Genomic DNA, 21,670 nt, shown 5'->3' with positions numbered 1-21,670 from the left:
GCCCCAGAACGTTACGCTGTCGGAAGCCCTTGGGCTACAGACCTTAGAACTGGTTCGCCATGCTGAAGCGGAAGTTCTGAACTTCGTCGTAGTCTTCCTTGGCGACCGGAACCGCGTAGTCGAAGCGCAGAGGACCGAAGGGCGACAACCAGACGATACCTGCGCCGACCGACGCACGGACCGACATATCGGTACCAACAACCGTCGACCTGCCGGTGCTGACATCATTACCGTACAGAGTACCGGCATCCGCGAAGATCGCGCCGCGCAGATTAAGATCCTGCGGAACCAGTGGCATCGGGAAGCTGGCTTCAGCCGAAGCGGTAAAGTAGGTCGTACCACCGAGTGGATCGTCACCCGCACGAGCGCCAATACCCTGGGTATCGAAGCCGCGCAGCTCCTTGCCGCCGATCTGGAACTGATCAAAAACGTTCAGCTTGCCATCGGTGGCGATGACATGACCGGCGCTGGCCGAGACCGAACCAATGATATCGAATTCGTCTGAAAGCGGATGGAAGTAACGGAACTTGCCGTAGACCTTGTAATAGTCAGAGTCGCCACCGAGACCCGCATATTCATGCGTCAAGCTGGCATAAATACCCTCGCGTGGCATCGTGCGATCATCGAGCGTATTGTAAACGAAGGAGTGACCGATGATCGACTGCTTCCACGGGCTCTCTTCAATCAGATCGATATACGGATCGGAAAGCGTGTCGTCCGAGGTATGCGCGATACCATCGGTGCCGAAGGCGCCATCTTCCTTATACTTGATCTGCTTGTAGGTGTAACGAACGGTCGTAGCGAGATCTTCGGTGATCGGCGCGGTGACGCGGAAGGTAACACCCTGCTCCTCGTACTTGTAATCCGAATTGCTGCTGGTCTGACTCTTGAACAGGTCGAAACCCGCAGCCAGACGGTAGCCGAGGAAATACGGCTCGGTGAAGGAGAAGTTATAGGTACGGCTGTCTTCGAAACCGCCACCGACGGCGAGACGAATGAACTGACCGCGACCAAGGAAGTTCTTTTCTTCGACCGAAGCTTCCAGAACAAGGCCATCGCCACCGACCGAATAACCGGCACCGATACCGAACGAACCGGTCGGCTGATCTTCGACGTCCACGACGAGAACAACACGGTCCGGAGCGGTACCCTGCTGCGTCGAAATGTTCACGCTCGTGAAGTATCCGAGAGCCTCAAGACGACGCTTCGCGCGAGTAATGACTTCCTGATTGAAGGCATCACCTTCAGACAGATCGAACTCGCGACGAATGACATAGTCACGCGTACGGGTATTGCCACGGATTTCGATGCGCTCAACGTAGGCGCGCTCACCCTGATCGACGAGATAGGTTACACCGATGGTGTTGTTGCCGAAGTTTCGGTCGCCGCGCGGAACAACGCGAGCAAAGGGATAACCCTTGGCTGCAACCCGCTGCGAGATTGCCTCCATGGACTTCTGAACATCCTTGGCGCTGTAGGTGCTGCCAGCGTGACTTTCGAGAAGCCCCTGCAGATCGGCACCATCGACACCTTCAACCGTCGACTCTACCTTGACGTCGCCGAACTTGTAACGCTCGCCCTCATCGACGGTGATCGTTATGGTGTATTCATTCCCCGCCTCGTTCAGCGAAACATCGGAAGAAACGACGCGGAAGTCGGCGTAACCATGATTGTAATAGAACTGGCGCAGCGCTTCTTCGTCAGCGCGCAGCTTGTCCTCGTTGTAAACGTCCTTACGGGTCAAGAAGGACAGAACGCCAGACTGCTTGGTCTGGATAACCGACTGAAGGCGGCTGTCACCATAGGCATTATTGCCGACAAAGTTGATCTTGGAGATCTTGGTACGCTCACCTTCATTGATCACGAAGGCCAGATTGACACGACCTTCCGCGACCGGAACGACCTGCGTCGTCACCTCGACATCGCTGCGACCGATGCTGGCGTAAGCCTCCTTGATACGGGAGATGTCAGCAGCAGTCAGCGCCTGGCTGTACGGACCCATTGGCTGGGTCTGAACGATGCCGCGCAACTTTTCATCCTTGATCTTCCGATTGCCATTGAAGACCACCTGGTTGATCAACTGAGCCTCGGACACGCTCACCACGAGCGTACTTCCGGAAACGGAAATACGTACGTCGGAGAAGAAGCCGGTCGCATAGAGCTGCTTGACGGATTCATCGATATCCGTGTTCGAGAAACTCTTACCCGGCTTGATTGAGATATTCGAGCGCACAGCCTCGGGGCTGACACGCTGAACGCCCTTAACCTCGATACGCTGAATGACGGCAGCCTGGGCCGCAACGGCCGATGCAAGGACAGCCACACCTGCGCCCGAAGAAACAACACCAGCAGACAGCGCGACCGCCGATACTGCGTTCAAAAATCTTGAACCAGCCTTCATGTGTATTCTCAACCTTCTTCCATTGTCCCGAAGCCGTACCCCGACTCCGGCCCGTGTGTGGTTTTAACGGGTTTTACCCTACAAGCAAGGGCGGACGTTAATTTCTATTTACTTCGTTTCCATGCGTGGCCCAATCGCCACTATCAGTTTGAAACATCGTAAACAAATCCCTACAAAATTGGCAAGACGACCTTAGCCGATCAGCCTGCTGATGTCGTTCCAGGTGGCAAAGACCATCAGTGACACGATCATCGCCAATCCGATGCGGAAAGCGATCTCCTGTGCATTCGGGCCTACCGGTTTCCCTCGCAACGCTTCAAGCGCGTAGAGGAGGAGATGGCCGCCGTCAAGGACCGGAATTGGCATCAAATTCAGAAGTCCAAGGGAAACAGACAAAACAGCGGCAAGATTGACGAGAGCGACAACACCCAATGTCGCCATCTGGCCGGACGCCTGCACGACCCTGACGGGACCTCCAAGCTGATCCGCATTCATTCGGCCGGCAATCAGATTCGACAGATAGTCGACAGTGCCGGTGACGATATGCCACGTCTGCCGGGCCCCCTCGCCCACGGCCTGCAGCGGCGTCAGCTCCACGATACGGAAATTCCCCGACTGCTGGTTGGTGACGATGCCAATCTGCCCGACTTCCATCTTGTTGCCGAAGCGATCGGACGTTTCCACCCGGCGCGGCGTCATGTTCAGCGCGAGTTCGCCACCATTCCGGCGAACGGTCACGACAACCGCGATTTCCGGCCGCATGCTGATATAGCGGACGACGTCGTCAAAAGTTTGAACCGCTTCGCCATCCAGAGCCACGAGAACATCGCCCGGCTGAACACCCGCCTCCGCGGCAGCGCTGTCGGCCTTGACCTCGGCGACGACGGGATCTGCAACGGGCTTGCCCATCGTGCCGAAAAGAACGGCGAAAATGGCGATTGCCAGAACGAAATTCGCAATGGGGCCGGCCGCAACAGTGACTGCCCTTTTCCACAGCTTGGCGCCGGCGAGAGTCCGGGCGCGATCCTCGGGTGTCAGTTCCTCAAGCTCCCCGCCATCCGGTCGGCTTGAAGCATCGGCATCGCCGAAGAACCGGACATATCCTCCAAGGGGAATAGCAGAGATTTTCCAACGAGTTCCATGCCCATCGGTGAATCCGACCAGTTCGGGTCCGAAGCCAACGGAAAAGGCGAGCACGCGAATGCCCGATAGGCGTCCGGCAAGATAATGGCCGAGCTCATGCACGAAAACGAGCAGGGAAAGAACGATCACGTATGGCAGGATATAGCCGACGAGAAAGCCGAAAAACGCGGTAATATGATCCATCATCCCATTCCGTTTACGGCGTTCCCACTCCCGTCAAAGACCGAACAGGAACGCTCCAAGCGACGTGACCGCCCCCTTGCCAAATGTGGAGAACCCTACAGCAAGAAAGAAAGCTGCAAAACAGGCAAAAACAAGTCCGTCAACACGATCCATGACACCGCCGTGCCCTGGAATGAGGTGGCTCGAATCTTTCACACCGAAACGCCGCTTGATAAACGATTCGAAAAGATCGCCGATCTGGCCTGCAACAGAGAGGAGCAGCGCAACAACTGGTATCCAAAGGCCGACCGACTGGAAAAAGGCAAGCGCCACCGCAGTGCCACCCAATACGCCGGCAATCGTACCGCCGATCGCCCCCGACCACGTCTTGCCGGGTGAGATCCTAGGCGCAAGCTTCGGGCCGCCAATCGCGCGGCCGACGAAATAGGCCAGGATATCGGTCGCCCAAACCACGGCGAAAACAAAAAGCATGGCGGCAAAGCCGACAGAATCCTCACCTCGGATCGCGGCCAGGGAAACGGCGCTGAGACCGGAATAGAAGATGCCCCCCACCTGCCACCACCGCCAGTTTCCCGCGATAGACGGCAGGATAGCAGTGACGACCAAACCGGCAAGGAGCGGCACGGTCAAATCGGGGGAGCCGAACAGCATGTTGAGGCCGATGACGGAGACTGAAAACCAGCCAAAGGCGTGGCCACGCATGTTGCTCTCCGCAAGCTGCGTCATTCTGGACCACTCGTAATAAACGAGAAGGCCGATCAGCACGGACAGCAGCCGGAATGCAAAACCACCCAACCAGGTAGCCGTGAGGACGATTGCGGCCAGAACGATCGCCGAATAAATGCGGAGCGTTAATTCCCGGGACATCAGCACTGCTACGATCCGAGCGCGACTGCCTTGTCCGAGATCCCGCCGAAGCGGCGGTCACGGGAGGCGTAACGCTCCAGGGCGGCAAAGAAAACCTCGCGACTGAAGTCTGGCCAGTATTCGGGCACAAACATCAGTTCCGAATAGGCTGCCTGCCAGAGAAGGAAGTTGGAAAGGCGTTCCTCGCCACTGGTGCGGATGATCAGATCGGGATCGGGAATGCCGGCAGTATCAAGACGGCCGTCGATCAGCGCAGACGTCACGTCGGACGCCTTGAGGCGTCCTTGTTCAACGTCGGCAGCGATCGCCGACATGGCGCGCGCCATTTCGTCCCTCGCCCCGTAATTGAAGGCAATGACCAGGGTGAGCGCGGTGTTGTTCCTCGTTGTCTCTTCCGCCTCCAGCAGAAGGGAAAGGATATCCCCCTGCAGGTTGACGCGATCACCGATGATGCGAATGCGGACATTCTCGCGATGCAGTTCCGCCAGGTCGCGACGGATGAACATCTTCAGGAGGCCGAAGAGATCGTTGACCTCGGCCTCCGGCCGGCGCCAGTTCTCAGACGAGAAAGCGAACAGCGTCAGATAAGCCACGCCGGCATCCGCTGCAGCCCGCACGATCTCACGCACCGCTTCCACGCCCTTGCGGTGACCCACCGCGCGTGGCAGGCCCCGTGCATTCGCCCAACGACCGTTGCCATCCATGATGATCGCAACATGCTCGGGAGCGCGGCAGTTTTCGGCTTTCGACATTGACGGTTCCGGTTTGATAAACTCGTACAGGGCGGCGGACCGCATCAAACCTGCATGATTTCCTTTTCCTTGTCGACGAGCAAGCGATCGACTTCGGAAATCGTGTCGTCGGTCATCTTTTGCACCTTTTCGGACTGCGAGCGGCTGATGTCCTGCCCAATCACACCGTCCTTCTCGGCCTTTTTAAGGCCGTCCATGCCGTCGCGGCGAACGTGGCGAATCGCCACCTTGGCCTTTTCGGCATAGTCATGCGCAACCTTGACCAGAGACTTGCGGCGTTCTTCGTTGAGTTCCGGCAGCGGAATACGCAGGTTCTGGCCGTCGATGATCGGGTTAAGGCCGAGGTTGGCTTCGCGGATGGCGCGATCAACCGCGTTTACCATCGACTTATCCCAGATAGAAATGCCGAGCATGCGCGGTTCCGGCACAGTTACGTTGGCCACCTGGTTCAGCGGCACGCGCGAGCCGTAAGCCTCGACAGTTACCGGATCCAGAATGTTGGCCGACGCGCGCCCCGTGCGCAACGATGCTATATCGTGCTTGAATGCGTTGATAGCGCCTTCCATACGGCGCTTGATGTCGTTGAGATCAATGCCTTCGCTCATGATGAACTCCCTTTATTCTTCGTTCGACGTTCCCGGGAAGGAAAGCCGTGTATCAATGATCGGTAACGATGGTCATGCGACCGGCGCCGGACAGAATATCGCAAAAACCGCCTGCCTCGTGAATCGAGAAGACGATGATCGGAATGGCATTTTCGCGCGCAAGGGCCACCGCCGCCACATCCATGACGGCCAGCCCCTTGTCCAGAACTTCGCTATGGGTGAGCTTGTCGAAGCGGGTTGCCAAAGGATCCTTCTTCGGGTCGGCGGAGTAAATGCCATCCACCTGGGTACCCTTGAAGATCGCCTCCGCGCCGATTTCGGCGGCGCGCAGCGCTGCGGCCGAATCCGTGGTGAAGAACGGGTTGCCAGTACCGCCGGCGAAGATAACCACCCTGCCCTGAGACAGATGGTGCAGCGCGCCGCGCTGGGAGAAGCTTTCGCAGATTTCCGGCATGGCAATGGCAGAGAGCACGACGGTATCGACGTCGAGCTTGCGCAGCGATGTCGCAAGCGCCAGCGCGTTGATGACGGTGCCCAGCATACCCATGTGGTCGCCGGTCACCCGGTCGCCACCCTTGGAAGCAACAGCGACACCGCGAAAAATATTTCCGCCGCCGACGACGACGCCGACCTCGACACCCATGGAACGCGCCCGAGCGATATCGGAAGCGATGCGATCAGCGACTGCCACGTCGATGCCGAAGCCCTGGCTGCCCATCAGGGCTTCGCCGGAGGCCTTCAGAAGAACACGCTTGTAGATGGGCTTGGAAGACATGCTGGCTCCTAGGGATTGATCTGATGCCGGATACACGAAGGGCATCGCGTTGTCACGCGATGCCCGATTTTTTCCCTAACATGGTCCACCGACCAATGGGCGATCAGCCCTTGGCAGCAGCGGCAACTTCGGCAGCGAAGTCGCTCTCTTCCTTCTCGACGCCTTCGCCAAGCAGCAGGCGGGCCATGCCGACAACCTCGATCGAGGCGCCAGCAAGCTTTTCAGCGTCCTTGACAGCCTGGCCGACGGTGATGTCGGGGTTAATGACGAAGGCCTGCGACAGAAGCGCGACTTCTTCGAAGAACTTGCGCATGCGGCCTTCAACCATCTTTTCAATGATGTTGTCCGGCTTGCCGGAAGCGCGGGACTGCTCGATGAAGACGTTGCGTTCGCGTTCGGCAACGGCTGCGTCGACTTCTTCAGCGCGGATGGCGAGCGGGTTGGTTGCAGCGATGTGCATGGCAACCTGACGGCCGATCGAGGTCAGGACTTCCTTGTCGCCGACCGACTTCAGGGCAACCAGAACGCCGAGCTTGCCGATGCCGTCGCCAGCAGCGTTGTGCACGTAGGTGGCAACAACGCCGTGCTCGACTTCGAGCTTGGCGGCGCGGCGCAGGGTCATGTTTTCGCCGATCGTGGCGATTGCATCCTTGACCGTGTCAGCTACGGACTTGCCGGTTGCCGGGTAGGTCGCAGCCGATACAGCTTCAACGGAACCGTCGGTGTTCAGCGCAACGCTTGCGATGCCGCGGACGAGGTCCTGGAAGGCATCGTTACGGGCAACGAAGTCGGTTTCGGAGTTAAGTTCGATGGCGACAGCCTTGTGGCCAGCGCTGGCAATGCCGATCAGACCTTCAGCGGCGGTGCGGCCCGACTTCTTGTCGGCCTTGGCGATACCCTTGGCGCGCAGCCAGTCGATTGCGGCTTCGATGTCACCGTTGGTCTCGGTCAGAGCCTTCTTGCAATCCATCATGCCTGCGCCAGACTTTTCGCGCAGTTCCTTCACCAGTGCAGCAGTGATTTCAGCCATTGTTTGCCTCTTATCGTTTCACGCGACGCCGTGCGAAAATGCCATCGGCGCCTGTTTTGGGCACGAGTTGTACCCGGAAGTGTGACATCGTGATGAAGCCGAACCATCACGTCGAATTCGCCACGGCTCGGAGGTTTGCACCCACGACCGGGCCGGCCTTTAAAAACGGAACCGGCCGCCAACCCGATTGGCTGAGTGGCGGCCGATTGCAACTATACTGCGATGGCGGGCGAACCCGCCAGTTCGAATCAGGCGCCGGCTTCGCCTTCGAGAGCGGGCTCGACCGGAACTTCGGCGGAAGCGCCGATGTCGCGGCCAGCAGCACCCTGCTGACGAGCAATGCCGTCGATGGCAGCGCGGGCAATCAGGTCGCAATACAGCGAGATAGCGCGCGAAGCGTCGTCGTTACCCGGGATCGGGTAGTCGATCAGGTCCGGATCGCAGTTCGAGTCGATGATCGCAACGACCGGGATGCCGAGGCGCTTGGCTTCGTCGATCGCGATCTTTTCCTTGTTGGTGTCGATGATGAACATCAGGTCCGGCGTGCCGCCCATGTCCTTGATACCACCGAGAGCCTTGTCGAGCTTTTCGCGCTCGCGCTCAAGGTTCAGGCGCTCTTTCTTGTTGTAGCCGGACTGTTCCGAAGACAGGATCTCATCGAGCTTGCGCAGACGCTGGATCGAGTTCGAAATGGTCTTCCAGTTGGTCATCATGCCGCCGAGCCAGCGGGAGTTGACGTAGTACTGGGCCGAACGCTTGGCCGAGTCAGCAATCAGCTCGGAAGCCTGACGCTTGGTGCCAACGAACAGGACGCGGCCACCACGAGCGACGGTGTCGGACACAACCTGAAGGGCGCGCGACAGCATCGGAACGGTCTGAGCCAGGTCGATGATGTGGATGTTGTTACGATCGCCGAAGATATACGGCTTCATCTTCGGGTTCCAGCGGTGAGTCTGGTGACCGAAGTGAACGCCAGCTTCCAGAAGCTGACGCATGCTAAAATCGGGCAATGCCATGCCTTTTACTCCTTTTCCGGTTTAACCCCCGCAAAGCAAACAGCGCCCTTTTTCGACGCCACCGGCGGAAACGGCCGGATTTCTCCCGGTCGATCCCAAGCTTCGCGTGTGGAATGGTGCTGCCCTTATAGGGCTTGCCCTTGGAAATCAAGAGTATTGCGTGACAAATCGAACGAATACCTTCTCTTGCCGCAATCTCAGCGAGGCTTACAGTCTCCCGAACCCAGGACCTCCAGATTGGTCAGCTTGCCGCTGAGGATGAAATCGCCGTAGTCAAGCGTCAGATCCTGGGTGATGCCGTTTTCATAGAGCTTGAAGGACTGGGTATAGATTGGCAGAACGTCACCAACGGCCTTTTCGTCGTAATAGGCGATGGACACAGGCCAATAGGCGGTGCCGGCCAAAGCCTCGGACGCTTTGTCTTTTGATTCGGTCGTGACAGGCTTGCGTTCAGGGCCAACGATCGTGGTGGTCAGGTAGCTTTTGTCGCCGTCCTCCGAGCCATCGAATATGCGCGCCTCGAAGAAGGTGCGCCCCTTGCGGGCATTGTCGATGACTTCGAGCATGTGCTCGGCCGGGAACCGGCTGTCCGCCAGCTCAACCGCACGCTTGGCGGGTTCCGAAAGCTCGATCTTCACCTTGCCGTTCTCGTCGGCGGCCGCGCCGCTCACATCCTTGTCGAGCTGGTCATCGGTGAAAGACTTAGTCTCGAAGCGGAACTTGCCCTTGGCTAAATCCTCGAAGGTGAAGCTCTGCTGGTCGGTGACGCGAACCTGTTCACCGGTATCGATCCGGGTGACAAAGCGGAAATTCGTCGTGTAGCCGGCGCATTCCGAGCCGCTAAACTCATAGACCATGCGGCCGCGCATGCCCTCGATGCCGGAGCGGTCTGACGCCTGCTTCAACTCGATATCGTAGACTGCGCGGTGCGGCACCAGACCGCCCGCGACCGCAGCATTCGCCGATGCACCCGTCATGCTGAGCGCTCCGAAGGCAGTCAGCACAACGGCAAATGACGAACGAAACATCGATATCCTCCTGTTGGACTCTTTCGCGATGTTATAAGAACAGATCCGGCAAAAGCGAGACCTGCTTTGGTCACCACAGGATTCTTTTTCAACTTACCAACAGATCCGGGAAACACACATGTCCGATAGCATCGACGGTCGCCTGGCAGCCATGGGCATCCAGCTGCCGGAAGCAGCTGCCCCAGCCGCCAATTATGTACCCTACGTCATCAGCGGAAACCTTCTTTATCTCTCCGGCCAGCTGCCGATTGAAGGCGGAAAAGTGGCGATCACCGGCCTCGTGGGCTCCGATGTCGCGCTTGCCGATGCGCAGCGGGCTGCCGAACTCTGCGCCATCAACATCCTGGCCCAGGCCAAGTCCGCCCTTGGCGGCGATCTTTCCCGGATCGTGCGTGTCATCAAGCTCAACGGTTTCGTTGCGTCGGCTTCCGGCTTCGTCGAGCAGCACCTCGTCATCAACGGCGCCTCCAACCTGATCGCCAACATTCTCGGCGAGGCCGGCAAGCATGCCCGCGCCGCCGTCGGCATGGCAGCACTGCCGCTCAATGCCGCCGTCGAGATCGACGCTATCCTGGAGATCAGGGCGTGACATCCGCAGACTGGATCAAGGAACGTCCGGTCGCCCATCGCGGCTATCACGACATGAACAAACAGGTCTGGGAGAATACGCTTTCGGCCTTTTCCCGGGCGGTTGATGCCGGCTTCGCCATCGAATGCGACATCCAGCTTTCGTCCGACAGCGTGCCGATGGTCTTTCACGATCACGACCTGCAGCGCCTCTGCGGCCTGAAGGGTGAGGTGCGAGAACGCACCGCAGGCGAACTGGGCATGCTTTCGATCGGCGGCACCGCCGACCGCATTCCAACGCTCAGACAGATGCTCACCCTCGTCAAGGGACGCGTGCCGCTGGTCATAGAACTCAAGGGCATCAGCGCCGAAGAGGACGACGGCCTCGCCGAAGCCGTGCTCGACGTACTGGAAGGCTATGAAGGCAAGGTCGCGCTGATGAGCTTCGACCACTGGCTGCTGAAGGACCTCAAGTCCCTCGAATGCCCCTACCCGGTCGGACTGACGGCCGAAGGCGCGGATCCGGAACAGTTCTTCGTGCATGACGAAGCCATGCAGCTCGGGCTCGATTTCGTTTCCTACTGCGCACCGCATCTGCCGAACAGCTTCGTCACGGCCCTCAGGGAAAGAGGCATTCCGGTCATCACATGGACGGTCAGGGATGAAATCATGCGCGAGCATACCTATAAGTATGCAGACCAGATGACCTTCGAAGGTTTCGATCCGCGCGAGACGCTGGTCGAAACCGCCTGACGGGAGACCCATGACAGGAGAGCTGACGATCCGGATCGAAAGATCCTTTTGCAAGATCGCACCGGAACGCTGGACCCAACTCTCCGGCGCCTACCGGGGATTGAAGGATTATAATCCTTTCAATTCCCATGCCTTCCTGTCGGCGATGGAGGAATCGGGCTCGGCTACGGCTGAGACCGGCTGGCTCGGTCATCACCTTCTCCTCGAAAACGGCGACGGCGCACTTATCGGCGCCGTCCCCTCCTACCTGAAGAACCACAGCCGTGGCGAGTATGTCTTCGACCATGGCTGGGCTGACGCCTTCGAGCGCGCAGGCGGCCACTATTATCCGAAACTTCAAAGCGCCATTCCCTTCACGCCCGCAACAGGGCCGCGCCTGATGGCGGCTATCGGGCAGGATGACAGCGCCATCCAAGAGGTTTTGGCCTCCGGATTGCGGCAGGTCGCGGACGAACTCGGCGTTTCCTCTGCGCATGCCACCTTCGTGCCGGAACACGAATTGCCGGCATTCAAACAGCAGGGCTTCCTGCATCGAACCGACCAGCAGTTTCATTTCATCAATGAGGGCTACGCCAATCATGAGGCGTTTCTGGAAACGCTCGCCTCCCGCAAACGCAAGGCGCTGAAGAAGGAGCGTCGTGCCGCGCTTGAGAACGGAATCACCATCGACTGGCTGACCGGATCGGACCTCACCGAGGACATCTGGGACCAGTTCTTCGCCTTCTATATGGATACCGGCAGCCGCAAGTGGGGCAAGCCGTACCTGACCCGCATGTTCTACTCGCTGATCGGCGAACGGATGGCGGAGGATATCCTGCTGGTCATGGCAAGGCGCAGCGGCAAGTATATTGCAGGCGCCATCAATTTCATCGGCGGCGATACGCTGTTCGGCCGTCATTGGGGCTGCGTCGAGGATCACCCCTTCCTGCATTTCGAGGTCTGCTACCACCAGGCAATAGACTTCGCTCTCGCCAGGGGTCTCAAAAAGGTCGAGGCCGGCGCGCAGGGTGAGCACAAGCTTGCGCGCGGCTACCAGCCGGTGACCACCCATTCCGCTCACTATATTGCCCATGCCGGGCTAAGGAAGGCGGTCTCCGACTATCTGGAGCACGAGCGGCGGGAGGTCGAGCAGATCGGCGACTATCTCGACGAGCACACACCCTTCCGCAAGGGAGAGCGGCAACAGCGCGAAGACGACTGATCGACCAAAGCCATTCTTGATCCCGAGCGGGCGATCGCATTAAGTGGCGCCGACAATGAGGAGATACCCATGACCAGCCCGGCCTACGATCCGAACAACATCTTCGCCAAGATCCTGAAAGGCGAGATCCCCTCCGTAAAGCTCTATGAGGATGACGACACCCTCGCCTTCATGGATGTAATGCCACAGGCAACCGGGCATTTGCTGGTGATTCCCAAGGTTGGCTCCCGCAACCTCCTCGATGCCGATCCCGCGGTCCTCGCCAAACTGATTCCGGTCGTGCAGAAGCTCGCGGTCGCAGCCAAGGAAGCTTTTGAAGCCGATGGCGTGTTCGTCGCCCAGTTCAACGAACCGGCCGCCGGGCAGACCGTCTATCACCTGCACTTCCATGTCATTCCGCGCCACGAAGGCGTGCCGCTCAAGCCGCATTCCGGCAAGATGGAAGATATCGAAGTGCTGAAGGCCAATGCGGAGAAGATCAAGGCCGCACTTTGATTTTCCGCCTCAGCGTCGCGCGTCGGCAGGAACCTTCTGCGGAGCGCGCGGCTCCAGAACTTGCAAGGCCATTGCAGCCACACGGACGGAAGGAAAACCGGGATGAAGAACGACTTCTACTACGCGATCGTCGGGCAGCACACCAACACCAACGAGGGCCTGGGCCGGATTCTCGGGGTCATCATCGCCTTCATAATCATCTTCGGCGGCCTGTTCTGGCTGATCGGCTGACAGCCGTCACTGCTCCGGGCTGACATAGCCATTCCGCTCCGGGAACGGCCAGTTCTTCAAGAGTTCGACATCGGGCCGGAAGATCTCGACCTTCAGCGGATAGCAGGCGGCTGTATCGCTCGAATGCTCCGAACTGCAATCGCCGCCCGGGCAGGCCGACAGGCCCCCGAGAAGATCGATCTCGGCGAAGAACTCGATGAAATCGCCCGGCCGGACCGGGCTCGCCTTCATGAAGTATTGATGCGTGTCTCGAGTGAAACCCGTGCACATGAAGACGTTGAGCACGTCATGCACATGAGGCTCTGCCTCCGAGAAGCCCATACCCCGCGCGCCGGCGAGCGCCCGCGTTAGGTTCGAGTGGCAGCAATTGTGATAGTCGCCACCGGACAGCAACCTGTTGGTATAGGGATCGCAGCGCGTGCCGATGACATCGTGAACGCTGCCGCCGTCGTCATCGAAGCCGTACCAGGCAAGCGTGTCATGGGTGATCGTCGCCATCGGTCTCAGAGAGGGAAGCGTGCTCCAGAGACGGTCGCCAACCGTGACGTGGGTGGCATGCAGCGCACGGGTCTTACCGCTGAAGAAACGCTCGGAAAGATCGTTGGCATTCCACAGGTTGAGGTCGCCGACCTGCGATCCCTCGACGCTGACGATCCGGAAGAAATGGCCCTTCGGCACGTTGAACGTCCGCCCGTCACGCGGCGGGACGATGACCTCATCGATCTTTTCAAGACTGGTCCGGGCCTGCTTCAGCAGCGCCATATCCGGGGTCGGCAAGGTTCCATTGGGATAAACGACCACCGGCTTGACGGCGCGCCGCTCGGCGGCGTCTGCGGGAACTGTTATCTCGGGCTTGATGGTCATGGACGTCTTTCATATTGCTGCGCGTTGGAGATAATCGACCTTCGGAAACTGCACGCCCATAAAGCCTCTGACAAGACGGCTTCTCCTTGCCTCAAGGGCAAGCATGGCTTAGCCATGGAGACATGAAGCTTCCGCCTCTCCCCAGCCTGCGCGCCTTCGAGGCCGCCGCCCGCAAGGAAAGTTTCCGTCATGCTGCCACCGAACTCGGCATGACGGCAGCGGCCGTCAGCCAGCATGTCAGGGCGCTTGAAGACTGGTTCGGAGTGGCACTCTTCGAACGCAGCGCCCGCGGTGTCCGACTGACTGCGGAAGGTCGGGATTTCAGCCGCACGGTATCGACCAGCCTCGGAGCAATCGCCGCGGCGGCGGAACAGCTCTCGGCCGCGCGCCAGCGGCGACAGGTGCGCCTCGCCTGCCTGCCATCGGTGGTATCACACTGGCTTGCTCCTCGCCTTCCCGCCTTCCGGGCAGCGCATCCCGACATACAGGTCATGATCAGTTATTCAGCCGGCGCCGTGACGCCCGCGGAGGCAAAAGCCGATCTGCTGATCCAGCATGGCGTCAGACCCTCATCGGAGGCACTGCCAATCCTCAGCGCGGCAACCCGTCCGACCGCAACACGGGGCTATGTCGAACGGAAAGGCCCGTTTCCTGAAACCTCCGACCTCGCCCGCGCGGATCTGCTGCATGACGAAGACAAGGCGGCATGGAGAAGATGGTTTGCCGAAGGAGGAATCGCGGCACCGACGGAGTCGGGTCCCCTGTTCGCGGATTTCAACCTGCTGGTAAGCTCGGTGACTTCGGGGCTGGGAGTGGCGCTCTGCCCAACCGCCCTGATCGCGGACGAACTGGCGCGTGGCGCGTTGCAGATCCTTTTCGAGCGGGCGAGCGACACGGAAAAACATTACTGGCTGATAGAAGAGGATCGTCCGACACCGGAAGCCGCGCTCATGCGCGACTGGCTACTCTTGGAATCGCGAAAATCTGGCCAACTCACTCCGTAGCCCAACGCGAACCACGGCCGTTTCGTTTAGTGACGCCCCATCAATACAGGGTAATTCCAAGCGCAAGCAGCGCAAGCGACACGACGACGCCGACGATGACCCGTTCACCTGCCAGCAGGAAGGCCAGAAAGCCGAGGCCTGCCGCGCCGAGCCTCATCCATAGCGGTGTGTGCTCAAGGCTGCCGGTCGGGAAGACGATGAGTTTTGCTGTGACGGCCATGACGAGGGCGGTTGCAACCGCCCTCACCCACAAAAGCGCTTCCGAACCTTCGTTCAAACGGTTGCCGGCCACAACACCGAGCCAGCGCCAGATATCGGTCGCAAGCCAACCGGCGACCAGAATCACTACGTAGGGCCACCAGTCGGTCGCACTCATGGCTCGCCTCCTCCGATCCCCGACTTCCTTGTGCGAACCACATAACGGTCGAGCAGATAGGCCAGGGTGCCGCCTCCAAGACCGACGATCAGGATGTCGAAGCCCGGCGCGACGAGTGCCAGTAGCGGACCGCCGATGACGCCCACCACGAAAGCGATCCGCACCACGGAATGGCGGGCCGACGCCCAGATCGACGCAACGAAATAGACGGGCGTCAGGAAGAACAGCACCCCGGCAACGGGCGGAGGAAAGGTGGAGACGAGACCGTAGCTCACCCCCACAAGCACGGTGTTGACCGCAACCAGTGTCAGGCCAAAGCCGGCGAAATATGCGGTACGCGCCTCCCTGGGAACAGTCTTCAACGTACCCATGGCGAAGACCCAGGCGGTGATCGCGACGAAATGGGAGAGAAAGAGCAGCAGCCAGGTCGGCGTTCGTTCGTTGCGCATTTCCGGAACGAGCGAAGCGACCATGGGCATCATGCGGATCGAGGAAAGCGATACCGCGAGAAACATCGCCAGGATGTTCGCTCCGCTCGCCATCATGCCGATCAGGATCATCTTCGCCGGCAATGCCCACACCATCAGCGTCATCAGCATTGCCTGCTCGCGGGAAATGCCCGATTCGAGCGCAAAAGCGGCGAAACCGACGAAGGAGGTCATGAGGATGATCGCCGGCAGGCTGAAGATGCCCGCCGCACCCTTTGCCGCCCAGCGCAGCGAGGTGAATTGAGGAGCAGGCTGGTTCATTGAAGAGAAGCCACGAAGAAACCGGAACGCGCGGAATGGATGCCCACAGACCTACACTGTTAGAACGCCGGATCGCAAGGCTACCATCCCGGTCTCGCGTACCAGAGTTTGCAAGCGGACAGCGGGCGCATTTCGTAGGAAAAAATGGGAACCGATGTCCACCTCACCGAAGGCAAGGTAGACAGGCCTCAGCGCATTCCGTCGGGGCCGCCGCTGACCGATATCATCAGCCAACGGTCCCCGTCCTTCTTATAGACTTCGGTCCAGCGTCCCGCGACGGACTTGCCGCCCGCGTCCGGCGTTTCGACCTCGGCCTGATAGCTGTAATGGACCACCCCCACCTCATTGTCCACGACGGTGACCTTGAGGGGTTTCAACCGATATCGCAGAACGCGTGGCGAATAGGGTCCGACAGAAGCGATCGCCGCTTCATAATCGTGCGGCGCATCCGTGCCTGTGACCCAGCCGGAATAATCGCGATGTAAAAGTTTGCGGACAGGCTCCACTTCGCGGCGGCGGGCAACTTCCCACATAACAGTAACGTGATTCCAGAGTTCGCGCTGTTCATCCGTGAACCTGATGTACTCGTGCCCGTCCGCTTCCATCACGCTCATCCGCCCGCATCAAGCTACATCTAAAGGCTACGCTCGAAGACAACCCGCCGCAACCTGAACCTAGGGTTAGCCATTTTCGATCACGGGATCGTCATCACCCGAAAAACAAAACCCCGGCTCTTCCTGCGAACCGGGGTTTCGAACATTTCAGCGGTGCTTCGGCAAATCAATGCCTGACGATCAGCCTTTCTTGGGCACTTTCGGCACCGAACCGCGGCGCTTCGGCGGAGCCTCGACGACGGCTTCCGCCGCCTCGGCCTTGGCCTTTGTCTTGCGCGGCTTCTTCTTGGCTTCCACCACCTCGGCGGCGACCTCGACAAGTTCTGCCTCAGGCTTCGGCTTTACCGGAGCGGCATCGGAAACGCATTCGAGATCGAGAACCTCGGCGCCTTCTTCGTCCTTCTTGACGCCGACCTTGACCACTCCACCCTTCCGCAGCTTGCCGAACAGGATCTCGTTGGCGAGCGGCTTCTTGATGTGCTCCTGGATGATCCGCGACAGCGGCCGGGCACCCATCTTTTCGTCGTAGCCGCGCGTGGCCAGCCATGCGATGGCCTCCGGCGAAAGGTCGAAGGTGACATTCCGCTCGGAGAGCTGAGCTTCGAGCTGCATGACGAACTTCTGCACGACCTGATGGATGACTTCCGTCGGCAGCGGGGCGAACGGGATGGTCGCATCCAGACGGTTGCGGAACTCAGGCGTGAACAGGCGGTTCAACGCCTCTTCATCCTCACCGGTCCGTTTGGACGAACCGAAGCCGATGGCGGACTTCGCCATTTCCGAAGCGCCCGCATTGGTCGTCATGATCAGGATGACGTTGCGGAAGTCGATCTTCTTCCCGTTATGGTCAGTCAGCGAGCCGTGATCCATCACCTGCAACAGGATGTTGTAGATGTCCGGATGCGCCTTCTCGATTTCGTCGAGCAGCACGACCGAATGCGGATGCTGATCGACACCGTCGGTCAGCAGACCGCCCTGGTCGAAGCCGACATAGCCGGGAGGTGCACCGAGCAGACGCGAAACCGTGTGCCGCTCCATGTATTCCGACATGTCGAAGCGCAGCAGTTCCACACCGAGCGAAGCAGCAAGCTGCTTGGCAACCTCCGTCTTGCCGACGCCGGTCGGACCGGAGAAGACGTAGCAGCCAATCGGCTTGTTCGGCTCCCGCAGACCCGCACGGGCAAGCTTGATCGAGGTCGAAAGTGCTTCGATGGCCTTATCCTGGCCGTAAACGACCGAACGCAGTTCCTTTTCGAGATTGGCCAGCACCATCTCGTCGTCCTTGGACACCGTCTTCGGGGGAATACGGGCCATGGTGGCGATCGTTGCCTCGATCTCCTTCTCGGTGATCAGCTTGCGCCGCTTCGAAGCAGGCAAGAGCATCTGGGCCGCGCCCGTCTCGTCGATCACGTCGATCGCCTTGTCCGGCAGCTTGCGGTCCGAGATGTAGCGCGCCGAAAGCTCGACGGCCGACTTGATCGCCTCGTTGGTGTAGCGAAGCTTGTGATAGTCCTCGAAATAGGGCTTGAGGCCCTTCATGATCTCGATCGCATCGTCGACCGACGGCTCATTGACGTCGATCTTCTGGAAGCGACGAACGAGCGCACGGTCCTTCTCGAAGAACTGGCGGTATTCCTTGTAGGTGGTCGAACCGATGCAACGGATCGCACCGGAGGACAGCGCCGGCTTCAGAAGATTGGACGCATCCATTGCGCCGCCCGATGTGGCGCCCGCTCCAATCACGGTATGGATCTCGTCAATAAAGAGTACCGCACCGGGGTAATCCTCGAGCTCCTTCACGACCTGCTTCAGGCGCTCCTCGAAATCGCCACGGTAACGCGTGCCCGCAAGCAGCGTACCCATGTCGAGCGAGAAGATGGTCGCATTCGCGAGCGCTTCCGGAACCTTGCCCTCGACAATGCGCTTGGCAAGCCCCTCGGCAATCGCAGTCTTGCCGACGCCGGGATCACCTACATAGAGCGGATTGTTCTTCGAGCGGCGGCAAAGCACCTGAATGGTACGGTTTACTTCTTCGTTACGGCCGATCAGCGGATCGATGCGGCCATTCTTGGCCTTCTCGTTCAGATTGACGCAGTACGCCTTCAGCGCCTCCTGCTTGGTCTTGGCGGACCCCTCTTCCTGCTCGCGGGCCTGCTTGGCTTCGCCATCGCCCTCTTCAGCACCACGCGGCGGACGAACCTGAGCTGCACCCGGCCGCTTGCCGATCCCGTGGGAAATATAGTTGACGGCATCGTAGCGGGTCATCTCCTGCTCCTGCAGGAAGAAGGCCGCATGGCTTTCCCGCTCGGCGAAGATCGCAACGAGGACGTTGGCGCCGGTCACTTCCTCGCGGCCCGACGACTGTACGTGGATCACGGCGCGCTGGATGACCCTCTGGAAACCGGAGGTCGGCTTGGAGTCCTCGTCGTAGCCGGTGACGAGGTTGGCGAGTTCATTATCGACGTAGTCGATCACTGTCTTGCGCAGGGCATCGAGATTGACATTGCAGGCGCCCATCACTGCCGCCGCATCAGCGTCGTCGATCAGCGCAAGCAACAGGTGCTCGAGCGTTGCATATTCATGGTGCCGCTCATTGGCGTAGGTCAGTGCCTGATGCAGCGCCTTTTCGAGGCTGGGAGAAAATGTTGGCACGTCAGATCCTCACTTCTTTTCCATGACGCATTGCAGCGGATGTTCATGTTGCCTTGCGAAGTCCATCACCTGACTTACCTTCGTTTCAGCGACTTCGTACGTGAAGACACCACATTCTCCCACACCATGATTGTGCACATGCAACATGATGCGGGTGGCGGCTTCCCTGTCCTTCTGGAAGAAGCGCTCCAGGATGTGGATCACGAACTCCATCGGGGTGTAGTCATCGTTCAGCAACAGGACGCGATACAGGTTCGGTTTCTTCGTCTTGGGCTTGGTGCGCGTAATGACAGACGTGCCGCGATTGGCATTGTCCCCTTCGCGTCCATTGCTCTGCATGAAGACCGGCTTGGCGATCATTTCAGTTCATTCTCCATTGTCCGACCGATTTGCCAAAGACGCAATGCGACGGACGAACACTCAGGACAGTAAGGTAGTTCATATTCCGCTGATTTTAAGCCCCCCAGTGCACACTGCAAACAGAATCGCCGCAACGCACCGAAAAGCGTGAAAAGAGGCAAAGCGTATATCAGCGCCCTAAAAGCGCAAGACCGGCCGCACTATGGTGCGGTCGGTCCCGAAAAAACCTGAGTTGAAATGTCCGGCAGCAGTCAGGCCGCGGTGGAGTACGGCGTGGAAGACGTTGCCTTGGCGATGGTCGCCTCATAAGGCTTGTAGACCGTCTTGGCGAGATCGGCATACATTTCGCCCATCTTCGTCGCCTCCGTCACGAGAGACTCGTATGACGACTTCATAAAATTAGACTGCAACTCGAACGCGTTCTCGACGCTCTTCACGCCGGCGAGCGATTCCATGAAGGTCGTTGCGTCCTGAAAGGACTTCTTGGAAAACTCGGAAGCTTCTGTTGCGATCGCCTGAAAGCCCTTGCTGATCTCTGCATAATTTTTCAGCATGGCATCCATAGCTTCCTTGCCCTTCTTATTGGCCTCATCGAAGTTGAACATGCGCAATTCCTCCTGCTCGTGCCCTTTTTCAATGCAGCGAACGATAGCAGATGCACAAATTCGGTCAAGTAGTCTTGTGCGTCGCAATATCCTCCTGTGGTTGCAGTCGATACCAAAACAAAAAGGCCGACCGCAGCATGGTCGACCTCTCATTCCCTGAAAAGGAAAACATATATCAGTATCTATGCAACTCTCGGATTAGAGATCGACGTCGAGAATGGCCATCGAAAAATTGTAGGAAAGATCGCCGTCTTCCTCATCCTTGAACACGACACCCAGGAACTCTTCGCCCGCATAGACTTCGGCAGAGTCATTCTTGCGAGGACGCGCCTTCACGGAAATGTTCTGGCCGAACATCCGCTTGAAATAGGCGTCGAGTTTCTTGATTTCTTCGGGCTTCACTTGAATTCTCCGTCTCGATTCAATTCGGCCCGCTTGTCGCATGTGCCGTCCGTAGATGTAAAGACGCAAACAGCGCTGAACCACCCGGACAGCACACTCCGTCGAGCCGCATGATCACGTTACCATATCAGTCGTCGGCGGTGATCATCTGGTCCATCGAACGTGCGGGCTCAGCGCAGCCCGCCTCGCCAACGACCCGTGCCGGAACACCGGCAACGGTCGAGCCTTTCGGCACTGGCTTGAGCACCACAGAACCCGCCGCGATGCGCGAGCAGCAACCAACCTCTATATTGCCGAGCACCTTGGCTCCTGCGCCGATCATGACGCCATCACCGATCTTCGGGTGACGATCGGCGCCTTCCTTGCCGGTGCCGCCGAGGGTCACGCCATGCAGGATCGAGACGTTGTCGCCGATACGCGCCGTCTCACCGACCACGAGACCGGTCGCGTGATCGAGAAATATGCCCTTGCCGATCCGAGCAGCCGGATTGATGTCCGTCTGGAAGACGCTGGAGGAGCGGCTCTGCAGATAAAGAGAGAAGTCGCGCCGGCCGCGGTTCCATAGCCAGTGGGCCAGTCGATGGGTCTGGATGGCATGGAAACCCTTGAAATAAAGCACCGGCTCCATGAAACGGGTGCAAGCCGGGTCACGATCGTAAACAGCCTGGATATCGACGCGCACGATCTGCCCCCATTCCGGCCAGTCGTTCAGCATTTCCTCGAAAGCCTGACGCAGCAGGATCGCCTGCATGTCCGGGTGATCGAGGCGTTCACAGATCCGGTATATGACGCAGTCCTCAAGCGAACGATGATTGATAATCGTCGAATAGAGAAAGGTTGCAAGCAACGGATCGTGCTCGGCAGCCGACCGAGCCTCGCCCTTGAGGCTATCCCAGATCGGGTCCATCGACATCACATGCTCTCTCTTGAGGAATTCGTTCTTTGCGGCCATCGCCGGTCTCCTCGTTTCATTCCAGACGGCATTATATAGTCCATC

24 protein-coding genes are annotated in these 21,670 nt (G+C 59.0%); 6 read left to right on the top strand and 18 right to left on the bottom strand.

The annotated features are described in order from the left end of the window. Nucleotides 1-43: 43 nt before the first annotated feature. From bamA to H4I99_RS13695, 9 genes are all read right to left on the bottom strand, one after another. Complete coding sequence (bamA, locus tag H4I99_RS13735; RefSeq protein WP_163905368.1) at nt 44-2,401, bottom strand: outer membrane protein assembly factor BamA; 2,358 nt, start codon at nt 2,399-2,401, stop codon at nt 44-46. 192 nt (nt 2,402-2,593) lie between these two features. After that, nucleotides 2,594-3,727, bottom strand: a complete 1,134-nt coding sequence (gene rseP, locus H4I99_RS13730; RefSeq protein WP_163906301.1) for an RIP metalloprotease RseP — start codon at nt 3,725-3,727, stop codon at nt 2,594-2,596. A gap of 33 nt (nt 3,728-3,760) precedes the next feature. After that, entirely contained in the window at nt 3,761-4,594 is an 834-nt protein-coding gene (locus H4I99_RS13725; RefSeq protein ID WP_163905367.1) for a phosphatidate cytidylyltransferase, read from the bottom strand. A gap of 8 nt (nt 4,595-4,602) precedes the next feature. Further along, nucleotides 4,603-5,346: an isoprenyl transferase gene (locus H4I99_RS13720; protein ID WP_163905365.1), complete on the bottom strand. Its 744-nt coding sequence runs from the start codon at nt 5,344-5,346 to the stop codon at nt 4,603-4,605. Nucleotides 5,347-5,390: 44 nt separating this feature from the next. Further along, nucleotides 5,391-5,951 (bottom strand): ribosome recycling factor, encoded by a 561-nt coding sequence (frr, locus tag H4I99_RS13715; protein WP_163905363.1) that lies wholly within the window; start codon nt 5,949-5,951, stop codon nt 5,391-5,393. Nucleotides 5,952-6,003: 52 nt separating this feature from the next. Further along, the gene (gene pyrH / locus H4I99_RS13710) at nt 6,004-6,726 is read right to left on the bottom strand and encodes a UMP kinase (RefSeq protein ID WP_163905361.1); all 723 of its coding nucleotides are present in this window, start codon (nt 6,724-6,726) and stop codon (nt 6,004-6,006) included. Between the two features lie 103 nt (nt 6,727-6,829). Further along, on the bottom strand, nt 6,830-7,756 hold the full coding sequence (gene tsf / locus H4I99_RS13705; protein ID WP_163905359.1) for a translation elongation factor Ts: 927 nt from the start codon (nt 7,754-7,756) through the stop codon (nt 6,830-6,832). Between the two features lie 248 nt (nt 7,757-8,004). Next, nucleotides 8,005-8,772 (bottom strand): 30S ribosomal protein S2, encoded by a 768-nt coding sequence (gene rpsB, locus H4I99_RS13700; protein WP_163905357.1) that lies wholly within the window; start codon nt 8,770-8,772, stop codon nt 8,005-8,007. Nucleotides 8,773-8,969: 197 nt separating this feature from the next. Continuing rightward, entirely contained in the window at nt 8,970-9,800 is an 831-nt protein-coding gene (locus tag H4I99_RS13695) for a cell envelope integrity EipB family protein (RefSeq protein ID WP_163905355.1), read from the bottom strand. A gap of 118 nt (nt 9,801-9,918) precedes the next feature. Between H4I99_RS13695 and H4I99_RS13690 the strand changes: the two genes are divergently transcribed. The 5 genes from H4I99_RS13690 to H4I99_RS24705 all read left to right on the top strand — a co-directional run bounded on the left by H4I99_RS13690 (nt 9,919) and on the right by H4I99_RS24705 (nt 13,047). Further along, nucleotides 9,919-10,389, top strand: a complete 471-nt coding sequence (locus H4I99_RS13690; protein WP_163905353.1) for a RidA family protein — start codon at nt 9,919-9,921, stop codon at nt 10,387-10,389. Next, the gene (locus tag H4I99_RS13685; RefSeq protein ID WP_163905351.1) at nt 10,386-11,120 is read left to right on the top strand and encodes a glycerophosphodiester phosphodiesterase; all 735 of its coding nucleotides are present in this window, start codon (nt 10,386-10,388) and stop codon (nt 11,118-11,120) included. The genes H4I99_RS13690 and H4I99_RS13685 overlap by 4 nt, the downstream gene beginning before the upstream one ends. A gap of 10 nt (nt 11,121-11,130) precedes the next feature. After that, nucleotides 11,131-12,321, top strand: a complete 1,191-nt coding sequence (locus tag H4I99_RS13680) for a GNAT family N-acetyltransferase (protein ID WP_163905349.1) — start codon at nt 11,131-11,133, stop codon at nt 12,319-12,321. 69 nt (nt 12,322-12,390) lie between these two features. Then, nucleotides 12,391-12,816: an HIT family protein gene (locus tag H4I99_RS13675; RefSeq protein ID WP_163905347.1), complete on the top strand. Its 426-nt coding sequence runs from the start codon at nt 12,391-12,393 to the stop codon at nt 12,814-12,816. A gap of 102 nt (nt 12,817-12,918) precedes the next feature. After that, a complete protein-coding gene (locus tag H4I99_RS24705) occupies nt 12,919-13,047 on the top strand; it encodes a hypothetical protein (protein WP_280513871.1) in 129 nt (42 codons plus the stop codon). Nucleotides 13,048-13,053: 6 nt separating this feature from the next. On the opposite strand, the gene H4I99_RS13670 is transcribed toward H4I99_RS24705, so the two are convergent. Then, on the bottom strand, nt 13,054-13,911 hold the full coding sequence (locus H4I99_RS13670) for an urea carboxylase-associated family protein (RefSeq protein ID WP_163905345.1): 858 nt from the start codon (nt 13,909-13,911) through the stop codon (nt 13,054-13,056). 122 nt (nt 13,912-14,033) lie between these two features. On the opposite strand from H4I99_RS13670, the gene H4I99_RS13665 reads away from it, so the two are divergent. Continuing rightward, nucleotides 14,034-14,915 carry a LysR substrate-binding domain-containing protein gene (locus H4I99_RS13665; RefSeq protein WP_163905343.1) on the top strand — a complete coding sequence of 294 codons (882 nt, stop codon included), beginning with the start codon at nt 14,034-14,036 and terminating at the stop codon, nt 14,913-14,915. 40 nt (nt 14,916-14,955) lie between these two features. On the opposite strand, the gene H4I99_RS13660 is transcribed toward H4I99_RS13665, so the two are convergent. The 8 genes from H4I99_RS13660 to cysE all read right to left on the bottom strand — a co-directional run bounded on the left by H4I99_RS13660 (nt 14,956) and on the right by cysE (nt 21,625). Next, on the bottom strand, nt 14,956-15,291 hold the full coding sequence (locus tag H4I99_RS13660; RefSeq protein WP_163905341.1) for a branched-chain amino acid transport AzlD family protein: 336 nt from the start codon (nt 15,289-15,291) through the stop codon (nt 14,956-14,958). Next, on the bottom strand, nt 15,288-16,040 hold the full coding sequence (locus tag H4I99_RS13655) for an AzlC family ABC transporter permease (RefSeq protein ID WP_163905339.1): 753 nt from the start codon (nt 16,038-16,040) through the stop codon (nt 15,288-15,290). Before H4I99_RS13655 ends, H4I99_RS13660 begins: the two co-directional genes overlap by 4 nt. 188 nt (nt 16,041-16,228) lie before the next feature. After that, nucleotides 16,229-16,654 carry a nuclear transport factor 2 family protein gene (locus H4I99_RS13650; RefSeq protein ID WP_206110875.1) on the bottom strand — a complete coding sequence of 142 codons (426 nt, stop codon included), beginning with the start codon at nt 16,652-16,654 and terminating at the stop codon, nt 16,229-16,231. 180 nt (nt 16,655-16,834) lie between these two features. Continuing rightward, the gene (gene clpA / locus H4I99_RS13645) at nt 16,835-19,306 is read right to left on the bottom strand and encodes an ATP-dependent Clp protease ATP-binding subunit ClpA (RefSeq protein WP_163905337.1); all 2,472 of its coding nucleotides are present in this window, start codon (nt 19,304-19,306) and stop codon (nt 16,835-16,837) included. A gap of 9 nt (nt 19,307-19,315) precedes the next feature. Beyond that, nucleotides 19,316-19,666 (bottom strand): ATP-dependent Clp protease adapter ClpS, encoded by a 351-nt coding sequence (gene clpS, locus H4I99_RS13640; protein ID WP_099057701.1) that lies wholly within the window; start codon nt 19,664-19,666, stop codon nt 19,316-19,318. Between the two features lie 251 nt (nt 19,667-19,917). Then, nucleotides 19,918-20,271 carry a phasin family protein gene (locus H4I99_RS13635; RefSeq protein WP_163905335.1) on the bottom strand — a complete coding sequence of 118 codons (354 nt, stop codon included), beginning with the start codon at nt 20,269-20,271 and terminating at the stop codon, nt 19,918-19,920. Between the two features lie 198 nt (nt 20,272-20,469). Next, nucleotides 20,470-20,673 carry a DUF3126 family protein gene (locus H4I99_RS13630; protein ID WP_163905333.1) on the bottom strand — a complete coding sequence of 68 codons (204 nt, stop codon included), beginning with the start codon at nt 20,671-20,673 and terminating at the stop codon, nt 20,470-20,472. 127 nt (nt 20,674-20,800) lie between these two features. Then, nucleotides 20,801-21,625, bottom strand: a complete 825-nt coding sequence (gene cysE, locus H4I99_RS13625; RefSeq protein WP_163905331.1) for a serine O-acetyltransferase — start codon at nt 21,623-21,625, stop codon at nt 20,801-20,803. Between the last annotated feature and the right edge of the window lie 45 nt (nt 21,626-21,670).

Source organism: Paenirhizobium daejeonense, assembly GCF_014280875.1.
GTDB lineage: Bacteria > Pseudomonadota > Alphaproteobacteria > Rhizobiales > Rhizobiaceae > Allorhizobium > Allorhizobium daejeonense.
Note: the sequence above shows the minus strand (reverse complement) of the source record. Positions and strands in the feature narration are given on the sequence as shown.